The sequence below is a fragment of the Sphingobium sp. SA2 genome, assembly GCF_032227065.1.
Lineage (GTDB): Bacteria > Pseudomonadota > Alphaproteobacteria > Sphingomonadales > Sphingomonadaceae > Sphingobium.
The window spans coordinates 339607-355848 of record NZ_JAPMXX010000006.1; the positions used below are offsets into that span (position 1 = coordinate 339607).

Annotated in this window: 21 protein-coding genes; 7 read left to right on the plus strand and 14 right to left on the minus strand. The window is 64.3% G+C overall.

Annotated elements, in window-relative coordinates; genetic code table 11:
* Window positions 1-164: 164 nt before the first annotated feature.
* On the minus strand, window positions 165-1760 hold the full coding sequence (locus OVY48_RS09110; RefSeq protein WP_313922597.1) for a lysine--tRNA ligase: 1596 nt from the start codon (window positions 1758-1760) through the stop codon (window positions 165-167).
* Window positions 1761-1887: 127 nt separating this feature from the next.
* On the opposite strand from OVY48_RS09110, the gene OVY48_RS09115 reads away from it, so the two are divergent.
* From OVY48_RS09115 to OVY48_RS09130, 4 genes are read left to right on the plus strand one after another with little or no spacing between them, the layout of a single operon-like run.
* Window positions 1888-2250 carry a PilZ domain-containing protein gene (locus OVY48_RS09115; protein WP_037472688.1) on the plus strand — a complete coding sequence of 121 codons (363 nt, stop codon included), beginning with the start codon at window positions 1888-1890 and terminating at the stop codon, window positions 2248-2250.
* A 52-nt stretch (window positions 2251-2302) separates the two neighbouring features.
* A complete protein-coding gene (locus OVY48_RS09120; protein ID WP_313922600.1) occupies window positions 2303-5056 on the plus strand; it encodes an ATP-dependent DNA helicase in 2754 nt (917 codons plus the stop codon).
* Window positions 5053-5595 carry a SixA phosphatase family protein gene (locus tag OVY48_RS09125; protein ID WP_037472246.1) on the plus strand — a complete coding sequence of 181 codons (543 nt, stop codon included), beginning with the start codon at window positions 5053-5055 and terminating at the stop codon, window positions 5593-5595. The genes OVY48_RS09120 and OVY48_RS09125 overlap by 4 nt, the downstream gene beginning before the upstream one ends.
* Window positions 5592-6113, plus strand: coding sequence for a GNAT family N-acetyltransferase (locus tag OVY48_RS09130; RefSeq protein WP_313922603.1), 522 nt, complete (start codon window positions 5592-5594; stop codon window positions 6111-6113). The genes OVY48_RS09125 and OVY48_RS09130 overlap by 4 nt, the downstream gene beginning before the upstream one ends.
* Here the strand turns inward: OVY48_RS09130 and OVY48_RS09135 are convergent.
* From OVY48_RS09135 to rpmF, 5 genes are all read right to left on the minus strand, one after another.
* Window positions 6108-6446 (minus strand): MerR family transcriptional regulator, encoded by a 339-nt coding sequence (locus tag OVY48_RS09135; protein WP_313922604.1) that lies wholly within the window; start codon window positions 6444-6446, stop codon window positions 6108-6110. The two genes, OVY48_RS09130 and OVY48_RS09135, sit on opposite strands and share 6 nt — an antisense overlap.
* 88 nt (window positions 6447-6534) lie before the next feature.
* The gene (ihfA, locus tag OVY48_RS09140; protein WP_037472241.1) at window positions 6535-6825 is read right to left on the minus strand and encodes an integration host factor subunit alpha; all 291 of its coding nucleotides are present in this window, start codon (window positions 6823-6825) and stop codon (window positions 6535-6537) included.
* Between the two features lie 76 nt (window positions 6826-6901).
* Window positions 6902-7870, minus strand: coding sequence for a beta-ketoacyl-ACP synthase III (locus tag OVY48_RS09145; RefSeq protein WP_313922605.1), 969 nt, complete (start codon window positions 7868-7870; stop codon window positions 6902-6904).
* Window positions 7867-8895, minus strand: coding sequence for a phosphate acyltransferase PlsX (gene plsX, locus OVY48_RS09150; RefSeq protein WP_313924735.1), 1029 nt, complete (start codon window positions 8893-8895; stop codon window positions 7867-7869). Before plsX ends, OVY48_RS09145 begins: the two co-directional genes overlap by 4 nt.
* A gap of 66 nt (window positions 8896-8961) precedes the next feature.
* Window positions 8962-9141 (minus strand): 50S ribosomal protein L32, encoded by a 180-nt coding sequence (rpmF, locus tag OVY48_RS09155; RefSeq protein ID WP_006957677.1) that lies wholly within the window; start codon window positions 9139-9141, stop codon window positions 8962-8964.
* A 208-nt stretch (window positions 9142-9349) separates the two neighbouring features.
* Here rpmF and OVY48_RS09160 point away from each other — a divergent pair, with 208 nt between their 5' ends.
* Window positions 9350-9781: an MAPEG family protein gene (locus tag OVY48_RS09160; RefSeq protein WP_313922607.1), complete on the plus strand. Its 432-nt coding sequence runs from the start codon at window positions 9350-9352 to the stop codon at window positions 9779-9781.
* Between the two features lie 62 nt (window positions 9782-9843).
* Here the strand turns inward: OVY48_RS09160 and OVY48_RS09165 are convergent, their stop codons facing one another.
* Genes OVY48_RS09165 through OVY48_RS09185 form a run of 5 tightly spaced genes read right to left on the minus strand, consistent with a single transcriptional unit; the run spans window position 9844 to window position 12790 of the window.
* A complete protein-coding gene (locus OVY48_RS09165) occupies window positions 9844-10503 on the minus strand; it encodes an MBL fold metallo-hydrolase (protein WP_313922608.1) in 660 nt (219 codons plus the stop codon).
* A 37-nt stretch (window positions 10504-10540) separates the two neighbouring features.
* Window positions 10541-10969, minus strand: coding sequence for an RrF2 family transcriptional regulator (locus OVY48_RS09170; protein WP_037473224.1), 429 nt, complete (start codon window positions 10967-10969; stop codon window positions 10541-10543).
* 40 nt (window positions 10970-11009) lie between these two features.
* Window positions 11010-12008, minus strand: a complete 999-nt coding sequence (locus tag OVY48_RS09175) for a glycerophosphodiester phosphodiesterase (RefSeq protein ID WP_409593660.1) — start codon at window positions 12006-12008, stop codon at window positions 11010-11012.
* A 38-nt stretch (window positions 12009-12046) separates the two neighbouring features.
* Window positions 12047-12403, minus strand: coding sequence for an ArsC family reductase (locus OVY48_RS09180; RefSeq protein ID WP_313922610.1), 357 nt, complete (start codon window positions 12401-12403; stop codon window positions 12047-12049).
* 6 nt (window positions 12404-12409) lie between these two features.
* On the minus strand, window positions 12410-12790 hold the full coding sequence (locus OVY48_RS09185; RefSeq protein ID WP_313922611.1) for a RidA family protein: 381 nt from the start codon (window positions 12788-12790) through the stop codon (window positions 12410-12412).
* A 151-nt stretch (window positions 12791-12941) separates the two neighbouring features.
* On the opposite strand from OVY48_RS09185, the gene OVY48_RS09190 reads away from it, so the two are divergent.
* The gene (locus OVY48_RS09190; RefSeq protein WP_037473218.1) at window positions 12942-13232 is read left to right on the plus strand and encodes a hypothetical protein; all 291 of its coding nucleotides are present in this window, start codon (window positions 12942-12944) and stop codon (window positions 13230-13232) included.
* Between the two features lie 4 nt (window positions 13233-13236).
* Here the strand turns inward: OVY48_RS09190 and OVY48_RS09195 are convergent, their stop codons facing one another.
* Entirely contained in the window at window positions 13237-13647 is a 411-nt protein-coding gene (locus OVY48_RS09195; RefSeq protein WP_313922612.1) for a group II truncated hemoglobin, read from the minus strand.
* Between the two features lie 144 nt (window positions 13648-13791).
* Here OVY48_RS09195 and OVY48_RS09200 point away from each other — a divergent pair, with 144 nt between their 5' ends.
* Entirely contained in the window at window positions 13792-14313 is a 522-nt protein-coding gene (locus OVY48_RS09200) for a thermonuclease family protein (RefSeq protein WP_313922613.1), read from the plus strand.
* Between the two features lie 22 nt (window positions 14314-14335).
* Here the strand turns inward: OVY48_RS09200 and OVY48_RS09205 are convergent, their stop codons facing one another.
* Window positions 14336-14959, minus strand: coding sequence for a glycine zipper 2TM domain-containing protein (locus tag OVY48_RS09205; protein WP_313922614.1), 624 nt, complete (start codon window positions 14957-14959; stop codon window positions 14336-14338).
* A gap of 196 nt (window positions 14960-15155) precedes the next feature.
* Window positions 15156-16202: a ribonucleotide-diphosphate reductase subunit beta gene (locus tag OVY48_RS09210; RefSeq protein WP_037473212.1), complete on the minus strand. Its 1047-nt coding sequence runs from the start codon at window positions 16200-16202 to the stop codon at window positions 15156-15158.
* Window positions 16203-16242 lie beyond the last annotated feature (40 nt).

A 16242-nucleotide genomic window follows, 5' to 3' on the forward strand; every position in this document is an offset into this window, starting at 1 on the left:
CACGAGCGTTGGGGCCGTTTCTCTGGTCTCATCCCTTGGCCGCGCTGCCCGTTGCCGGGCAGGCGCGGCCGATGGCACGCGGGGCGCGCCATCAGTCCGAAAGGGGGGTGGACTGACCCGCAAACGGCCCGTCCGGGCAAATGTTCCAGCGCGAAGCGCTGCCTTTAAGCCGCCAGCGCTTCCGCAATCAGAGCGCGGCTGTTGGCGATGCCATAGAGCGCGATAAAGCTGCCCATGCGCGGCCCCTGATCCGCGCCGAGCAGCGTCTGGTAGAGCGCTTTGAACCAGTCGCGTAGTTCAGCGAAACCGAACGCCTCGTCCTTGCCGATGGCATAGACGATATTCTGGATATCCTCGGCCGATGCGCCTTCCGGCAGCGCGGCAAGTTCCGCATCCAGCCTGCGCAGAGCCGCCGCTTCCTGCGCGTCGGGCGCGCGACGTTGCAGCGTGGGGGCCACGAAATCGCGATGATAGGCCAGAGCATGGCCGATCAGCGCGTCCAATTCCGGGTAGGTTTCCGCATTGGCATCAGCGACGTAATTTTTGAGATAGGCCCAGACCTGATCGCGGCTGGCATCCCCCATCACGCCGACAAGGTTCAGCAACAGGCCGAAAGTCACCGGCAGCGTGCCGTCCGGCAGCTTGCCATCATGCACATGATGGACCGGGTTGCCGAGCTGCTGCTCGATCGCCTGGTTGGCATAATTGCCGCGAAACTGCCAATATTCATCGACCGCGCGCGGGATGACGCCCATGTGCAGCTGCTTCGCCTTCTTGGGCTCGCGATAGGCGTAGAAAGCCAGGCTTTCCTGCGGACCATAGGTCAGCCATTGTTCGAGGCTGAGGCCATTGCCCTTCGACTTGGAGATTTTCTCGCCCTTTTCGTCGAGGAACATCTCGTAATTGAAGCCTTCGGGCGGCCGTGCGCCCAGCGCGCGACAGATTTTGGACGATTGGGTCACCGAATCGATCAGATCCTTGCCCGCCATCTCATAATCGACGCCCAGCGCGACCCAGCGCATCGCCCAGTCGACCTTCCATTGCAGCTTGGCCGCACCCGACAGGATCGACTGTTCGATCATCTCGCCCTCATCCTCGAAACGGATGAGGCCAGCGTCGGCGTCGATCACCTCGACCGGCACCTGCAGGACGATGCCGCTCTTGGGGCTGATCGGCAGTACCGGCGAATAGGTCGCCTGCCGTTCCTTGCGCAGGGTCGGCAGCATGATGTCCATGATGGCCTGATAATGGCGCAGGACATTTTTGAGCGCATCGTCGAACGCCCCGGCCTGATACCGGTCGGTGGCCGAGACGAACTCGTAATCGAATCCGAAACGGTCCAGAAATTCGCGCAGCATCGCATTGTTGTGATGCGCGAAACTTTCGAACTTTTCGAACGGATCGGGCACCTGTGTCAGCGGCTTGCCCAGATGCTGCGTCAACATCGCCTGGTTGGGCACATTGTCGGGCACCTTGCGCAGCCCGTCCATATCGTCGCTGAACGCGATCAGCCGGGTCGGCACATCCGACAGCGCATGCCAAGCATTGCGGACCATGGTGGTGCGCAGCACTTCGTTGAACGTACCGATATGCGGCAGGCCCGATGGACCATAGCCGGTTTCGAACAGGATATGTCCCTTGGCCGGAACGCCGCCGTCCGGCCCATGGGGCGGATAGCGTTTGAGCAGCTTGCGCGCTTCTTCATAGGGCCAGGCCTTGGCCGCCTGCGCGGCGGTACGGAGCGTGTCGGATACGGTCATGCCCGGCCTCTACCGCCCCGCCCCGCGAAAGGGAACGGCTTTTGCTGACAATCCCCGTTAGGAATTGGCCGTCTTTGCCTTTCATTAACCTTGAATGTTGATAATGGCTGCGGTGATTGGAGGCGATATGCAGATCAAGCGCAGCCGTGAGCGCATCTCCGTCGAGATCCCCATCGTCGTCACGACGGTGCTCGACAGCTTGCGCGGCGTGATCGTCGACTTGAGCGAAGGCGGTGCCCAGGTCGTTGGCTGCACGCTCCCCCCGAAATCCCAGTGCCAGCTCGACTTGGATGGCTATAGCGTGTTCGGCACCGTTCGCTGGTCCGAAGAGGATCGGATGGGCATTCGCTTTCCCTACGAATTGACCGAGGGGCCGCTGTTCGAAAAGCTCGAAGCGGTAAAGGCAGCCCGCCGTGCGCCACTCCCCTTTCAACCACGCCCGCAATCCATGGGCATGGGGGGTGGCGGATTTGGCCGCCGTACAGGCTGAAAGCCAACCAAAACAGGTTTTCCTTTTGTTCCTGTTCGCCTAAGCCGGGCAGGTGATCGACCCCGCCGACCTTCCCGCCCTTCACGCCAGCCATGGTGGCATCTGGTTGCGCGATGGCGGCCGCACGCAGGGGCTCGCCAAGGGACGAGCGATCGCCCGCGCGGCCGAAACCCCCGTGCTGCTGCTCAATGCACCTTTGACCGGCCAGCGGCTCGGCTATCCCGAATTGAACGGCCTCGACCTGCTGGAATTATGGGCTTTTCTCCACCCTGCCCGCTTTCTGGTGCCCACACCCAAGGGGCTGGCGGCGGCGCTCAATTTGGCGGTTCCGGCCAGCGAAGGCGACATTCCCGGCCTGCTGCAACAAGCGGCACAAGTGATGCTCGATCGGCTGGGATCGACCGACTGGACCGAGCGCGAAGGCGGCTGGACCGCGGCGCAATCGCTGCACCGGTTGCGCTGGACCTGGGCACTACTGGTCGCGCCGCGCATCGCCAAGCCCAAGGAAGCCGAACGCTGGCTCTTTTCCAAATTGCCCGAATGGGAGGAGGCGCAGCCCCGCCCCGCCCCGCGCACGATCGCGCTGGATGAAGGACAAGTGCTGGCCCGGCTTGACGCACTGACCGGTGCGGGAGCCGAGCCGCGTCCTGGCCAGCGCGCCTATGCTGCCGCCGCCAGCGCCGCCTTCCTGCCGCGTCGCCATCGCGACCAGCCCAATATGCTGCTCGCAGAGGCAGGCACCGGCATCGGCAAGACGCTGGGCTATCTCGCCCCCGCCTCGCTCTGGGCGGGACAGGCGCAGGGGACGGTGTGGGTGTCGACCTATACCAAGGCGCTGCAGCGTCAACTCGATCGCGAATCGCTGCGCCTCTTTCCCGACCCAGCCGTCGCCGCCAAGCGCGTGGTGGTGCGCAAGGGGCGGGAAAATTATCTCTGCCTGCTCAATCTGGAAGATGCGTTGCAGGGCGGATTTACCGGCCGTGCCGCGATATTGGCGCAACTGGTCGCGCGCTGGGCGGCGTTCAGCAAGGATGGCGACATGGTCGGCGGCGACCTGCCCGGCTGGTTGCCGACCCTGTTCCGGCGCAATGGATCCACCGCGCTGACCGACCGGCGGGGCGAGTGCATCTATGCCGGCTGCCCCCATTATCGCAAATGCTTCATCGAGCGGTCTTCGCGGGCTAGCGCGGACGCCGACATCGTCATCGCCAACCACGCGCTGGTCATGATCAACGCCGCGCGCGGACGGGAAACCGGCCAGCGGCCACAGCGGATCATCTTCGACGAGGGCCATCATCTGTTCGATGCCGCCGATTCGACCTTTTCGGTCGCGCTGTCGGGGCAGGAAGCGATTGAGCTGCGCCGCTGGATCATGGGGCCGGAGGGCGGATCACGCGGGCGGCGGCGCGGGCTGGCGGCGCGCCTGTCCGATCTTGCCAGCTATGACGAGGAAGGCGGGCAGGCGATCCGCGCCGCGATCGACGCGGCGCAGGCGCTGCCCGCCGACGAATGGCTGAAACGTGTCGTCGCGGGTGAGCCGTTTGGAGCGCTGGAAGCCTTGCTGACCGCCGTGCGCGCCACCGTCTACGCCCGCGCTGCGGATGCGGGCGAGGCTGATGCGGGCTATGGCATGGAGACCGAACTAGCCGAACCGGACGGCGCGCTGGTCGAGGCAGCACAGGAGGCAGCGCTCGCGCTTGATGCCTTGATCAAGCCTCTGGTGAGGCTGGGGCGACGGTTGGAAGCGGTGATCGAGGATGCGCCCGACTGGCTGGACAGCGCGGCACGCGCACGCATCGAAGGCGCGGTGGCATCGCTTGGCTGGCGGCGCGACCTAATCGCTGCCTGGCTGGCGCTGCTGACGCGGATCGGTGGCCCGGCTGACCCTGACTATGTCGACTGGCTGGCGGTCGACCGGATCGAGGGGCGCGAGTTCGACATCGGCATCCACCGCCACTGGCTCGACCCCAGCCGCCCGCTCGCCGAAGCCGTGTTGAAACCAGCGCAGGGCGTGATCGTCACCAGCGCGACTCTCAAAGGCGGCGGCGAATGGAGCAATGCGGAGGGGCGCAGCGGCGCAGTCCACCTGCCCCATGGCGCCGAACGGTTCGAGGCGGCCAGCCCCTTCGACTATCCGGGGCGCGCCGAAGTCTTGATCGTCACCGACATCAAGCGAGGCGACATCGCCGCCTTGTCGGGTGCCTATGGCCGCTTGATCGAGGCGGCGGGCGGCGGCACGCTGGGGCTGTTCACCGCGATCCGGCGGCTGCGCGGCGTCCATGCGCGCATTGCCGACCGGCTGGCGCGGGCAGGCCTGCCGCTTTACGCGCAGCATGTCGACCCGATCGACACCGGCACGCTGGTCGATATCTTCCGCGACGATCCGCGCGCCTCGCTGCTCGGCACCGATGCCTTGCGCGATGGTGTGGACGTACCGGGCCATTCGCTGCGGCTGGTGGTGATGGAGGGGGTACCCTGGTCCAAGCCTACAGTGCTGCACGCGGCGCGGCGACTGGCTGGCGGCGGCAATGCCTATGACGACCGGCTGATCCGCGCGCGGCTGGCGCAGGCGTTCGGGCGACTGATCCGCCGGGCCGAGGACAGGGGCAGTTTCGTGATCCTGTCGGCCGCCATGCCCAGCCGACTATTGAGCGCCTTCCCGCCGGGAACGCCGATCCGTCGCCTGACGCTGGACGAAGCGATCCTGGCGGTGAACGCCAGTGCGCGCGCGCAAACGCTTGGCGAAGCCGCCGCTTTGGGGCATCAGGGGGCCGAATCCGGCATGCCCCCCCAGGAGACAGAATGAAACGGCTGACCCTGTTGCGCCACGCCAAGTCGGACTGGGACGATCCGGTGGCTCGCGATTTCGACCGGCCGTTGAACCGCCGGGGCGAGAAGGCTGCCATATTGATGGGCCAGTTCGCCGCGCGCCGCGCCATGCAGTTCGACATGCTGGTCGCCTCGCCTGCTGTGCGGGTCGTGGAAACGCTGGACGTCTTCTTCACGGGCTATGGCCAGATACTCGACGCGCATTGGGACCGGCGCATCTACCTCGCCTCCTCCCCCATCCTGTTCGATGTCGTCCGCGACCTGCCCGACAAGGCCGACAGCGTTTTGATGGCCGGGCATAATCCGGGGCTGGAGGAGTTGATCCTCGATCTGGTTCCTGATGATGGCAACAATGACTTGCGCGAGAATGTGGAGGCGAAGTTCCCAACCGCCAGCATAGCAGTGCTTGACCTCGCCATCGACCGCTGGTCGCAGGCAAAAGAGGGTGTCGCAACACTAGCCAGCTTCACCCGACCGCGCGACCTCGACCCCGCATTGGGGCCAAGTTCGCGGTGACGCCGATCACGTGGCGCAGGGCGGCGGCGGACGATGCCCCTGCCCTCTCCATCTTGGGCGGCGCGACTTTCCTCACAAGCTTTGCCCATGATCATCCGGGCGCGGCGCTGACCGCCCATATCCGCACCGCCCATAGCGAGGCCTATTATGCCGCGGCGCTCGCCGATCCGGCGCAAACGGTGCTGATCGGCGAAACCCCGCTGGGCGCGGCGGTGGGCTATGCGATGATCACCCCGCCCGACCTGCCGATCGCCACCGACCCGGCGCGTGACGTGGAATTGAAGCGCGTCTACCTGCTGCATGGCTGGCAGGGTGGTGGGCATGGGGATAGGATCATGGCGCTGGTGGTCGAAGAAGCGCAGCGGCGCGGGGCGCGCCGATTGCTGCTCGCCGTCTATCCGCAAAATGACCGCGCGCGGCGCTTTTATGCGCGGCATGGCTTTGGCGAGATCGGCGAATTGACCTTCATGGTCGGGGACGTGCCGTTCCGCGACCTCATCTATGTGCGGACGCTATAGAGCGATCGCGCGCGCCAACGTGGCACGGATGGTTTCGAGGCGCGTCAGCAGATCATCTTCGGCCTGCGGCGGCGAAACCGGAGGAGCAGCGCCATTGCCATCCTCCAGCGCCTTTTGCGCACCCTTGACGGTGAAGCCCTCCACGTTGAGCAGATGGTGGATGCGGCGGGCGAGATCGACGTCGGTGGGGCGGTAATAGCGCCGATTGCCGGAGCGTTGCAGCGGTCGCAACTGCGGAAACCGCGTTTCCCAATAGCGCAAGATATGCTGGGCCAGGCCCAGTTCACCGGCCAATTCGCCGATGGTCAGAAATGCCCCCTCCGTCTTTTTCATGACAGCGATGTTGCACCCACAGCCGGGCGCGCGTCAACCATGGTAAATGTCGGAGAAAGAAGAAAAAGCCAGTGGGCTGAGATGGGGATCAGGCGACCCGGTCGCGCATCGTCTGGCTGGCGCGGAACGTCAGCACCCGGCGCGGCTGGATCGGCACCTCCACCCCGGTCTTGGGGTTGCGGCCCATGCGCTGCGTCTTGTCGCGCAGGACGAAAGTACCGAAACTGGAGATCTTCACATTCTCGCCGCGCTCCAGCGCGACCGACATATGATCGAGGATCGATTCGACCAGCGCAGCGGCTTCCGCCCGCGACAAGCCGACATGGCGGTTGAGGCTTTCCGCCAGATCCGCGCGCGTCAATGTACCCGTGCCGCTCATAACCCGTCGCTCCCCGATGACAGAGCGTCAAATTGACCGATTTATACCAAATGTGCAAGCATTGCCTGCCGTTACGTCACAGGCGAATGACGCAGGCGCCCCAGGTAAAGCCGCCGCCCATCGCTTCCAGGACGATAAGTTCGCCCGGCTTGATCCGCCCGTCGCGCACCGCGAGGTCGAGCGCCAACGGAACCGATGCGGCGGAGGTATTGGCGTGACGATCGACAGTCACCACCACCCGGTCGGGCGACAGCTTCAATTTGCGCGCCGTCGCGTCGAGGATACGGGCATTGGCCTGGTGCGGGACCAGCCAGTCGATGTCGGCATTGGTCAGGCCCGCCATCGCCATGACTTCGTTGAGGACCGAGGCGAGGTTGACGACAGCATGGCGGAACACCTCCTGTCCACGCATCCGCAGCTTGCCCACGGTCTGCGTCGTCGACGGACCGCCATCAACATAGAGAAGCTGGTTGTGGCGACCATCGGCGTGCAGTTTCGACGCCAGTATGCCGCGCGCGCCATCCGCGCTTTCCTCCGCCCCCAGCACCACCGCACCCGCACCATCGCCAAAGAGAACGCAGGTGGCGCGATCCTCCCAGTCGAGGATGCGGCTGAAGGTTTCCGCGCCGATCACCAGCGCGCGGTTCGCGGCGCCCGACCGGATCATGCTGTCGGCCACGGTCATGGCGTAGAGAAAGCCTGAACAGACGGCGGCAACGTCGAACGCAACGCAATCGTCGATGCCAAGCGCGGCCTGGACGGTGGTCGCGGTGGCAGGAAAAGTCTGGTCCGGCGTTGCCGTCGCCAGGATGATAAGGTCGACATCCTGCGGCGCGACACCCGCCGCGTCGAGCGCCGCGCGGGCGGCATCGGTCGCCAGCGTAGAGGTCGTTTCACCCTCTCCCGCGATATGGCGGTTACGGATGCCGGTGCGCTCGACGATCCATTCGTCGCTGGTATCGACGGTTTCCGCCAGTTCGGCATTGCTGACCGCGCGAACGGGCAGGGCCGAGCCCGTGCCCAGCAATATCGATCGACGGATCACTTGACGGGCAGCTCCAGCTTGGCGGCTTTAGTAGCCGACAGGTCCGCAATGCCCGCCATATCGGCGGCGATGCGGCGGGTGATATCCTCTTCCAGCAGGCGCGCAGCGACATGGACCGCATTGGCCACACCCTTGGCATCGGCGCTGCCATGGCTTTTCACGACGACGCCGTTGAGGCCCAGGAAAACCGCGCCATTATGGTTGTTGGGGTCGAGATGATGTTTGAGCAGGTGCATGGCAGGCTTGGAGATCAGGAAGCCGATCTTCGAGCGGATCGAGCTGGTGAACGCCTTGCGCAGCACGTCGGTAACGAAGCGGGCGGTGCCCTCCGCCGTCTTGAGCGCGACATTGCCCGAAAAACCGTCGCACACGATCACGTCGGTATCACCGCGGCTGATCTTGTCGCCCTCGGTAAAACCATCGAACTGAAGCGGCAGGGTGTCGGCGGCGCGCAATATGGCGGCGGCGTCGCGAATCTCGTCCGTGCCCTTGAGATCCTCGGTGCCGATGTTGAGCAAGCGCACGCGCGGCCGTTCAAGGTCGAAGGCGATACGCGAATAGGCCGCGCCCATCACCGCGAACTGGACGAGGTTGCGCGCGTCGCATTCGGTATTGGCGCCCAGGTCGAGCATGATGACGTCATTGTCGCCCAGCGTCGGCAGCATCGCGGCCAGCGCAGGGCGATCGACGCCCGGCATGGTCCGCAGCGCCACTTTCGCCATCGCCATCAGCGCGCCGGTATTGCCCGCCGATACCGCCGCCCCGGCCTGACCCGATTTCACGGCCGCAATGGCCATGCTCATCGAGCTGTCCTTCTTGCGGATGGCGACGCCGGGCTTGTCCGCGCCATCGACCACCGAAGCGGCATGAACGACGTCCGATGCGGCCCGCAAATTGGGGTGGCTGTCGAGCGCGGCCTTGATCCGCGCTTCGTCACCGAACAGGGTGAAAAGGAGTCCCTCGTGCCGGTGACGCGCGAGTGCAACACCCGCGATCATCACACGCACGCCTTCATCCCCGCCCATCGCGTCAATTGCGATTCGCGGTTGCCTGGACACGCTGATCACCCCTTTGCGGAGATCGAGACTGGCTTACGCCCCGACGGCGACGATTTCGCGACCGTTATAGTGGCCACAGGCACCGCAAAGATTGTGCGGACGCTTGAGTTCGCCACAGTTGGAGCATTCCTGGAATGCTTCGACGCGCAGCGAATCGTGGCTACGGCGCATACCGCGCTTGGAGGGGGACGTTTTCCTTTTGGGGACAGCCATGTCGGCACCTTGTTCCGTAAATTATCTGGTTGTGCGACTGGCCGGTTTCCGATGGAGACGAAGACGCCACAAGGCGCCGCAGACCCATGCGGCCCGGGTGATCGCGAAGCCCTGCGCCTATAGCGGTTTTTGTTCGGGGTGCAAGTCCTTCCTTGCCGATCGCGCCCCGCGCCCTAGACTGAAGCCCTACCGCAACGGGGGAATTTTCATGGCTTTGCCGATCACGCTGACCTTTGCCGCAGCCTGCGCGCTGCTCAACTTGTGGCTGGCGATTCGCTGCGTCCGGCTGCGCGCCAAGGACAAGGTGCTGCATGGCGACGGCGGCAGCGGGCTACTGGCGCGGCGGATGCGCGCCCAGGCCAACTTCATCGAATATACGCCGATCGTGCTGATCCTGTTCGCACTCGTCGAACTGGCGGTGGGCGGCTCCTTATGGCTGTCCATCGCGGCATTGGTCTATGTGTTGGCGCGCGTGTCGCATGGCTTTGGCATGGATGCGGACAAGCCCACCGTCTGGCGGGCCGTTGGCGCATTGGTCACCTGGCTGGTGATGGTGGGTCTCGCGATCACGGCGCTGACGATCGCCTACACCGCCACGCGCGAAATGCCTGTGCCGCCCGCACTGGCGGCACAGGTGTAGCGCAAGGACGCCTGCCTCCTCCGCCTGGCCTACGGCCAGCCACCTCCCCGTTCCGGGGAGGATTAGCCCGCCAGCACCGAATCGGCGACAAAGGGGTTGGTGCGGCGCTCATGGGCGAAATTGCTCATCGCACCGTGGCCGGGGACGAAGGCCGTATCGCCCCCCAATGGCCACAGCTTGCCGGTAATCGCGTCGATGAGATCCTGATGATTGCCACGCGGGAAATCGGTGCGGCCGATCGAACCCTGGAACAGCACGTCACCGACGATCGCGAGCTTGCTCGGCGCATGATGGAACACGACATGGCCCGGCGTATGGCCGGGGCAATGGATCACGTCGAAGGTCAGGTTGCCGACCGTTACCTGGTCCCCATCCTGCAGCCAGCGGTCAGGCTCGAAACTCTCGCCCGGCACGCCCCAGCGTTTGCCGTCTTCGGCCAAGCGCTCGATCCAGAAGCGGTCTTCCTCATGCGGCCCTTCGATCGGCACGCCAAGGTCGCGGGCCAGAACCCCCGCCTGCCCGCAATGGTCGATATGGCCATGGGTGACGAGCAATTTTTCGATCGTGACCCCCTGCTCCTCCGCCGCGCGTTTCAGGACGGGCAGGTCGCCGCCCGGATCGACGAAGGCGCCGCGCATGGTCTGGGTACACCAAAAGAGGGTGCAATTCTGCTGAAGCGGGGTGACCGGGATCAGCATGGCTTTGAGCGGAGGTGTCGTCATGCCCCCGATGTGGCGAAGCGACGCGGCGGACGCAAGGCTAGACCGCTTCGTCCAGCGCGGCAAAGGGCTCCGCCAGACTGATGCTGTCGAGCACCTTGGCTGTTTCATCGCGAACGCGCAGCATTACGCGGTGCAGACGACATTCCGATTCGGGCAGGCAGTTAGTGCAGCTTTCATGCGCGAAACGACTGGCGCAGGGGGTCAACGCCAGCGACCCACGCGTCATCCGCACGATGTCGCCATAGCTGATATCGACCGGCGCCAATGCCAGCCAATAACCGCCGTCCCGCCCGCGCTGGGTCGCGACCAGCCCTTCGCGCGACAATTCGGAGAGGATGACGGTCAGGAATTTCGCGGGGATGTTCTGGCGCGTGGAAATCTCGCCGAGCGGCACCGGACCCTGGCGGTAGCGATCGGCAAGATGTTGCAGCGCGCGGATGGCGTAACGGGTCTTCTGGGACAACATAGCGTCGTTATTCGCCCCCTCAGCCGATTTTACAACCCGCTCAACGCGCGGGCGTCAGCGCCGCCCGCGCCTGGCCCGGAAAGTCGCTGAACAGGCCGTCTACCCCGGTGGCGGCGATGGCGCGGACATAGCCCGTAAAATCACCCAGCCCCTGCGGATCGTCGTGCCGCTGATATTGCGGCGGCAGGAAGCTGTTTTCCATCCGCATCGTCCAGACATGGACCTGCAAGCCTGCATCATGCGCGCGACCGACGAGCGCCGTCGCCCCTTCGGGCGCGATGACGAGCGCTGCCGACGGCCCGATCCCATCGGCATAGGCCGCGACATCGGTCAGCCCCTGGACTGTGAGCATATCGGCATAGCTGGTGCCAGGCAGGTCGGCCGGGCCACCCTCCGCATCGACCAACTGGATGATGCGCAGCCGCGAGGTCGCGCGGATTGCTTTCAGATTACCGACCTCGAACGACTGGATGAAGACCGGATCGACCTCGGTCTGATAGCCATAGCGGCTCAGCAGATCGAGCAACGGCCCTTGATGCGGCAGGCCCAGCCCGGCGAAATAGCTTGGATGCTTGGTTTCGGGATAGAGGCCGATGCGGCGGCTGCTCTCGGCCTCCTTCGCGCGCACAAGTTGCAGGATCTCTTCGAAGGTCGGGATCGGATAGAGGCCGTCGAACCGCTTGTTGGCAGTGCGCAGGTCCGGCAACCGCTCACGGGCGCGCAGGGTGCGCAGTTCGGCAAGGGTGAAATCTTCGGTGAACCAGCCCGACATTTCGATGCCGTCGATCGTCTTGCTCGTCTTGCGATCGGCAAATTCGGGATGGTCGGCGACATCGGTGGTGCCGCCAATCTCATTTTCATGCCGACCGACGAGGACGCCATCCTTGGTCAGGACCAGGTCCGGCTCGATATAGTCCGCGCCCTGGTCGATGGCGCGCTCATAGCTGGCGAGCGTATGTTCGGGCCGCTCCCCGCTGGCACCGCGATGGGCGATGATCAGCGGATCGGCCCGCGCGGCAGAAAGGGGGATGAGGCTCATCAGCAGCAACAAGCCGATCCGCAGCACATCCCCGCCCCTCAAGCCGAAACGCCTTGCAGCGCGTTTTCGTATGTCGTGGCCTTGAACCCGATGATCGTGCCCTTGCCGGTGTCGAGGATCGGCCGCTTGATCAGCGAGGGATTGGTGATCATCAGCAGGATCGCCTTGTCCGCATCGATATGCGCCTTGTCCCCTGCGTCGAGCGCACGAAAGCTGGTGCCGGAACGATTGAAGATGGTTTCCCAGCCATGTTCCATGACCCATTCCTCCAGCTTGGTTTTATCCACGCCCGAAACCTTATAGTCGTGGAAGCTGTAGGGGACGCGCTCATTGTCCAGCCAGTTACGGGCCTTCTTGATCGTGTCGCAATTTTTGATGCCGTACATGGTGATCATGGCGACTTATCCTTTGAAGGCGGTGACTTCGATTTCGATCTTCATCTCCGGCTTGATGAGGCCGGTGACGACGCAACTGGCGGCGGGACGGATCGTGCCGAACACCGGCGCGGTCGCCTGGCCCAGATCGTCCCAATAGGCCGGGTCAGTGATATAATAAGTGACGCGCACGACGTCGGCGAACGAAAAGCCTGCATCGTCCAGCGCCTTGCCGATGACCTTGAGCGCATTGGCGGCCTGATCGACCACGCTGTCGGGCATCGTCTTGGTTTCGGGGTCCGACCCGGTGGTTCCGGCGACGAAGCACCAGTCGCCCTGGACGACGGCGCGCGAATAGCCGACCTGCGCCTCGAAGGGCGAGCCGGACGAAATGAGCTGGCGAGGCATGAGGATTCCTGTTGCAGTGCGAAAAGGATCGCTTGGGCCTTTGGCCTTTCGGCCCGGCGCTGTCCAGTGGTTTCCGGGGCCAGTGGTTTCCGGGGAACGCGCCGCGATGCCGACCGTTGAAGGGCGATCAATCCCTATAAGGAGACCGGCCATGGACCGCCCTACCCCCGACACGGAAGACAATAGCGAACAGGCCGATGCGGGCACGCAGGCGCAGGACGTCGCCGCCGACGCGCAAGCGCGCGCGACCGATCCGTCGGAAGATAGCGAGCGGGGCGGCCACGCCAATCCGGCGCAGATCATTCCCGACGATGTGCCCGACCTGGTCGAGCGGATGAACGACATGAACCGGTCGGGCCGGATCGACATGGATGCCTATGCGGGCGAGCCGCAGATGGACGATGAGGATGACGCCTTCGGAACGACCGAAGACGACGAGTAAGTCGTCAGGCGGCGGCGCTGTCATCCAGCCCGAAATTGATCATGCCCCGCGCCATATGGCCAAGCGCCTGGGTCATCGAATCGGCAATGGCGGGATCGATATCGTCCCGCGCTGCAATGGCGCAGGTCATCGCCATCGCCCATTGATCCGCCAACGCCGGGGTGATCGGAAAGGCGCGATGCAGCGACATGATGCACGGCCCGCGCTCAAACCAGTCGCGCGGGCCGCCCAGCCAGCCGGTCAGGAAGCGGGTCAGGCCGTGCCGTACCGGACCGAGGTCCGCTGCGTGAACGTTGCGCAGGTCCGCATAGGCTTTGTCCTCTTCCAGCAGATCGTAAAAGCGGGCGACGATGGCGCGAACGGCGGGTTCGCCGCCGATACGGGCATAGGGGCTGGGCGGCGCGGCTGCGTTCATGGGAGATGGCTCCGTTTCGGATAACCCTTTCAGCATGACGTTGGTGCGCGCCCTGTCTTTGATCCCGGTCAAAACGCGCCGGATCGGAGCGAAGATGGTCGCGCTTTAACCTGTCATTTGCTGTTGGCCACCTAGGCTCGCCCGATGGCAAGACAGGCATATGGGCGCAACAACCGGCGCAGCGGGGCCATTAGCGGCCCATCTTTCATCTATATCCTATGTCTGGGGCTGCTGCTGGGCTGGTATGGACCGGAGTGGATCGAGCGGGGAACGCTGCCGACGATCCCGGTAACCGGGCAACGCCAGAGCAGCGATACGCTATCGGCGCAGTTCGGCTTTTGCCACAGCGGCGGCGGGGTCGATTGCGTCGTGGATGGCGACACATTCTGGTTCAAGGGCGCGAAATATCGGATCGCCGACATCGACACGCCCGAAACCCATGGGCCGCGCTGCGCCGCCGAGGGCGCATTGGGCGCGCAGGCCACGCAGCGGCTGCAAGTCTTGCTCAATGCCGGTCCCTTCACGCTGGAAAGCGTGGATCGCGATGTGGACCGCTATGGCCGGTCGTTGCGGGTCGTGACGCGCGGCGGTAGCTCGATCGGCGGGATGCTGGTGGCCGAAGGGCTGGCGCGGGAATGGGACGGGGCGCGGCGTCCCTGGTGTTGAACGCAGCGCCCCTATTCTCCTGTTAGCGGCAGTTCACGCCGCCACGGTCGATTTCGCGGCCCAGCAGCGCGCCCGCGCCGCCCCCGATCAGGATACCGGCGATGTTGGACTGGCCCCGGTCGATCTGGCCGCCGAGCAATCCGCCCAGCGCCGCGCCGACGATCAGGCCCGTGGTGCCGTCCGAGCGGCGGCAATAATAGCGGTCGTCATAGCCGCGATAGATGCGGGTGCGGCGATCGACGCGGATCGGCTGGTAGCCGCCGCGATAATAGCGATCGGGCCGATAGCTGCGGCCATAGCGCGGGTCGGGGCGGTTCCAGTCATAGCTGTAGACCGGACGGCCAGGGCGGCGATAGGTCACGCGCTGGTCGTTCCGACGGACCTGACGCCAGTCGCGGCGATCATCCCGACGATCCACGCGGCGGTCCTGGCGATCATCGCGGCGGTCGGCACGGCGATCCTGACGATTGTCGCGACGGTCATCCTTGCGATCGGCACGACGCTCCTGCCGGTCATCGCGGCGATCTTCGCGCCGCTCGCGATTGTCGCGGCCCGGCTGCGCAAAGGCTGGCGTCGCAGCCAGGCCCATCAGCGTCATCGCGCCGAGCGACAAGGCGGCAATGGCCTGTTTGAAGGTGAATGTCATGGGCGGGTCCTTCCCTGGGGTCGTGTCTCTGCTGTCAGAACCCCAGTGGATACAGGATGTTGCATGAACGGAACAAAACACGCCGTTCATCCCTGGTTCGATCGGATAACCGCGCTGCTAATGAAAAGGCAGGGCGCTTACCAGCGCCCTGCCCTACCTAATCCTGAGATTTTAGATCGTCTGATGACGCAGCCTTTTACTCCGCCGCGATCCCCGCAGCCTTGAACATGTCCGGGTCCACCTCGTCCGCATTGGCTGGTACGGCGCGGGTCTTGCGGCGGTCGAAGGCGTCCCATACGTCGTTCCACTGGCCGCGTGTCGCGCCCTTTGAATATTCGGTGGCGCGGGTTTCGAAGAAATTGGCATGTTCCACGCCGTTGAGCAGCGGGCTCAGCCAAGGGAGCGGATGCTCTTCGATCATGTAGATGGGCTTGAAGCCAAGCTGGCCCAGCCGCCAGTCGGCGATGTAGCGGACATATTTCTTGATGTCCTTCGCCGTCATGCCGGGGACCGGCCCCATTTCGAAGACCAGATCGATGAACGCATCCTCGATGCGCACCGTCTTCTGGCACATGTCCATGATGTCTTCCCGGACCGCCGGGGTCAGGCAGCCGCGTTCGGCGCAGAAGGCGTGGAACAGCTTGATGATGCCCTCGCAATGCAGCGTCTCGTCACGGATCGACCAGGTGACGATCTGGCCCATGCCCTTCATCTTGTTGAAGCGCGGGAAGTTCATCAGCATCGCGAAGGACGCAAAGAGCTGAAGGCCTTCGGTAAAGCCGCCGAACATCGCCAGGGTGCGGGCAATATCCTCGTCGGTATCGACGCCGAACTGCTGCAGATAGTCATGCTTGTCCTTCATCTCCTTATATTGGAGGAAGGCGCTATATTCGCTTTCGGGCATGCCGATCGTGTCGAGCAGATGCGAATAAGCCGCGATATGCACGGTTTCCATGTTGCTGAACGCGGTCAGCATCATCTTGACTTCCGTGGGCTTGAACACGCGGCCATATTTTTCGTGGTAGCAATCCTGCACTTCCACGTCGGCCTGGGTGAAGAAGCGGAAGATCTGCGTCAGCAGGTTGCGCTCATGATCGGACAGTTTCTGCGCCCAATCGCGGCAATCCTCGCCCAAGGGGACTTCCTCGGGCAGCCAGTGCAGCTGTTGCTGGCGCTTCCAGAAGTCGTAGGCCCAGGGATATTCGAACGGCTTATATTGCTTGGAGGCTTGAAGAAGAGACATGGGGTAACTCCGGGAAATCTATATTGGCCTTTCTCTCCTC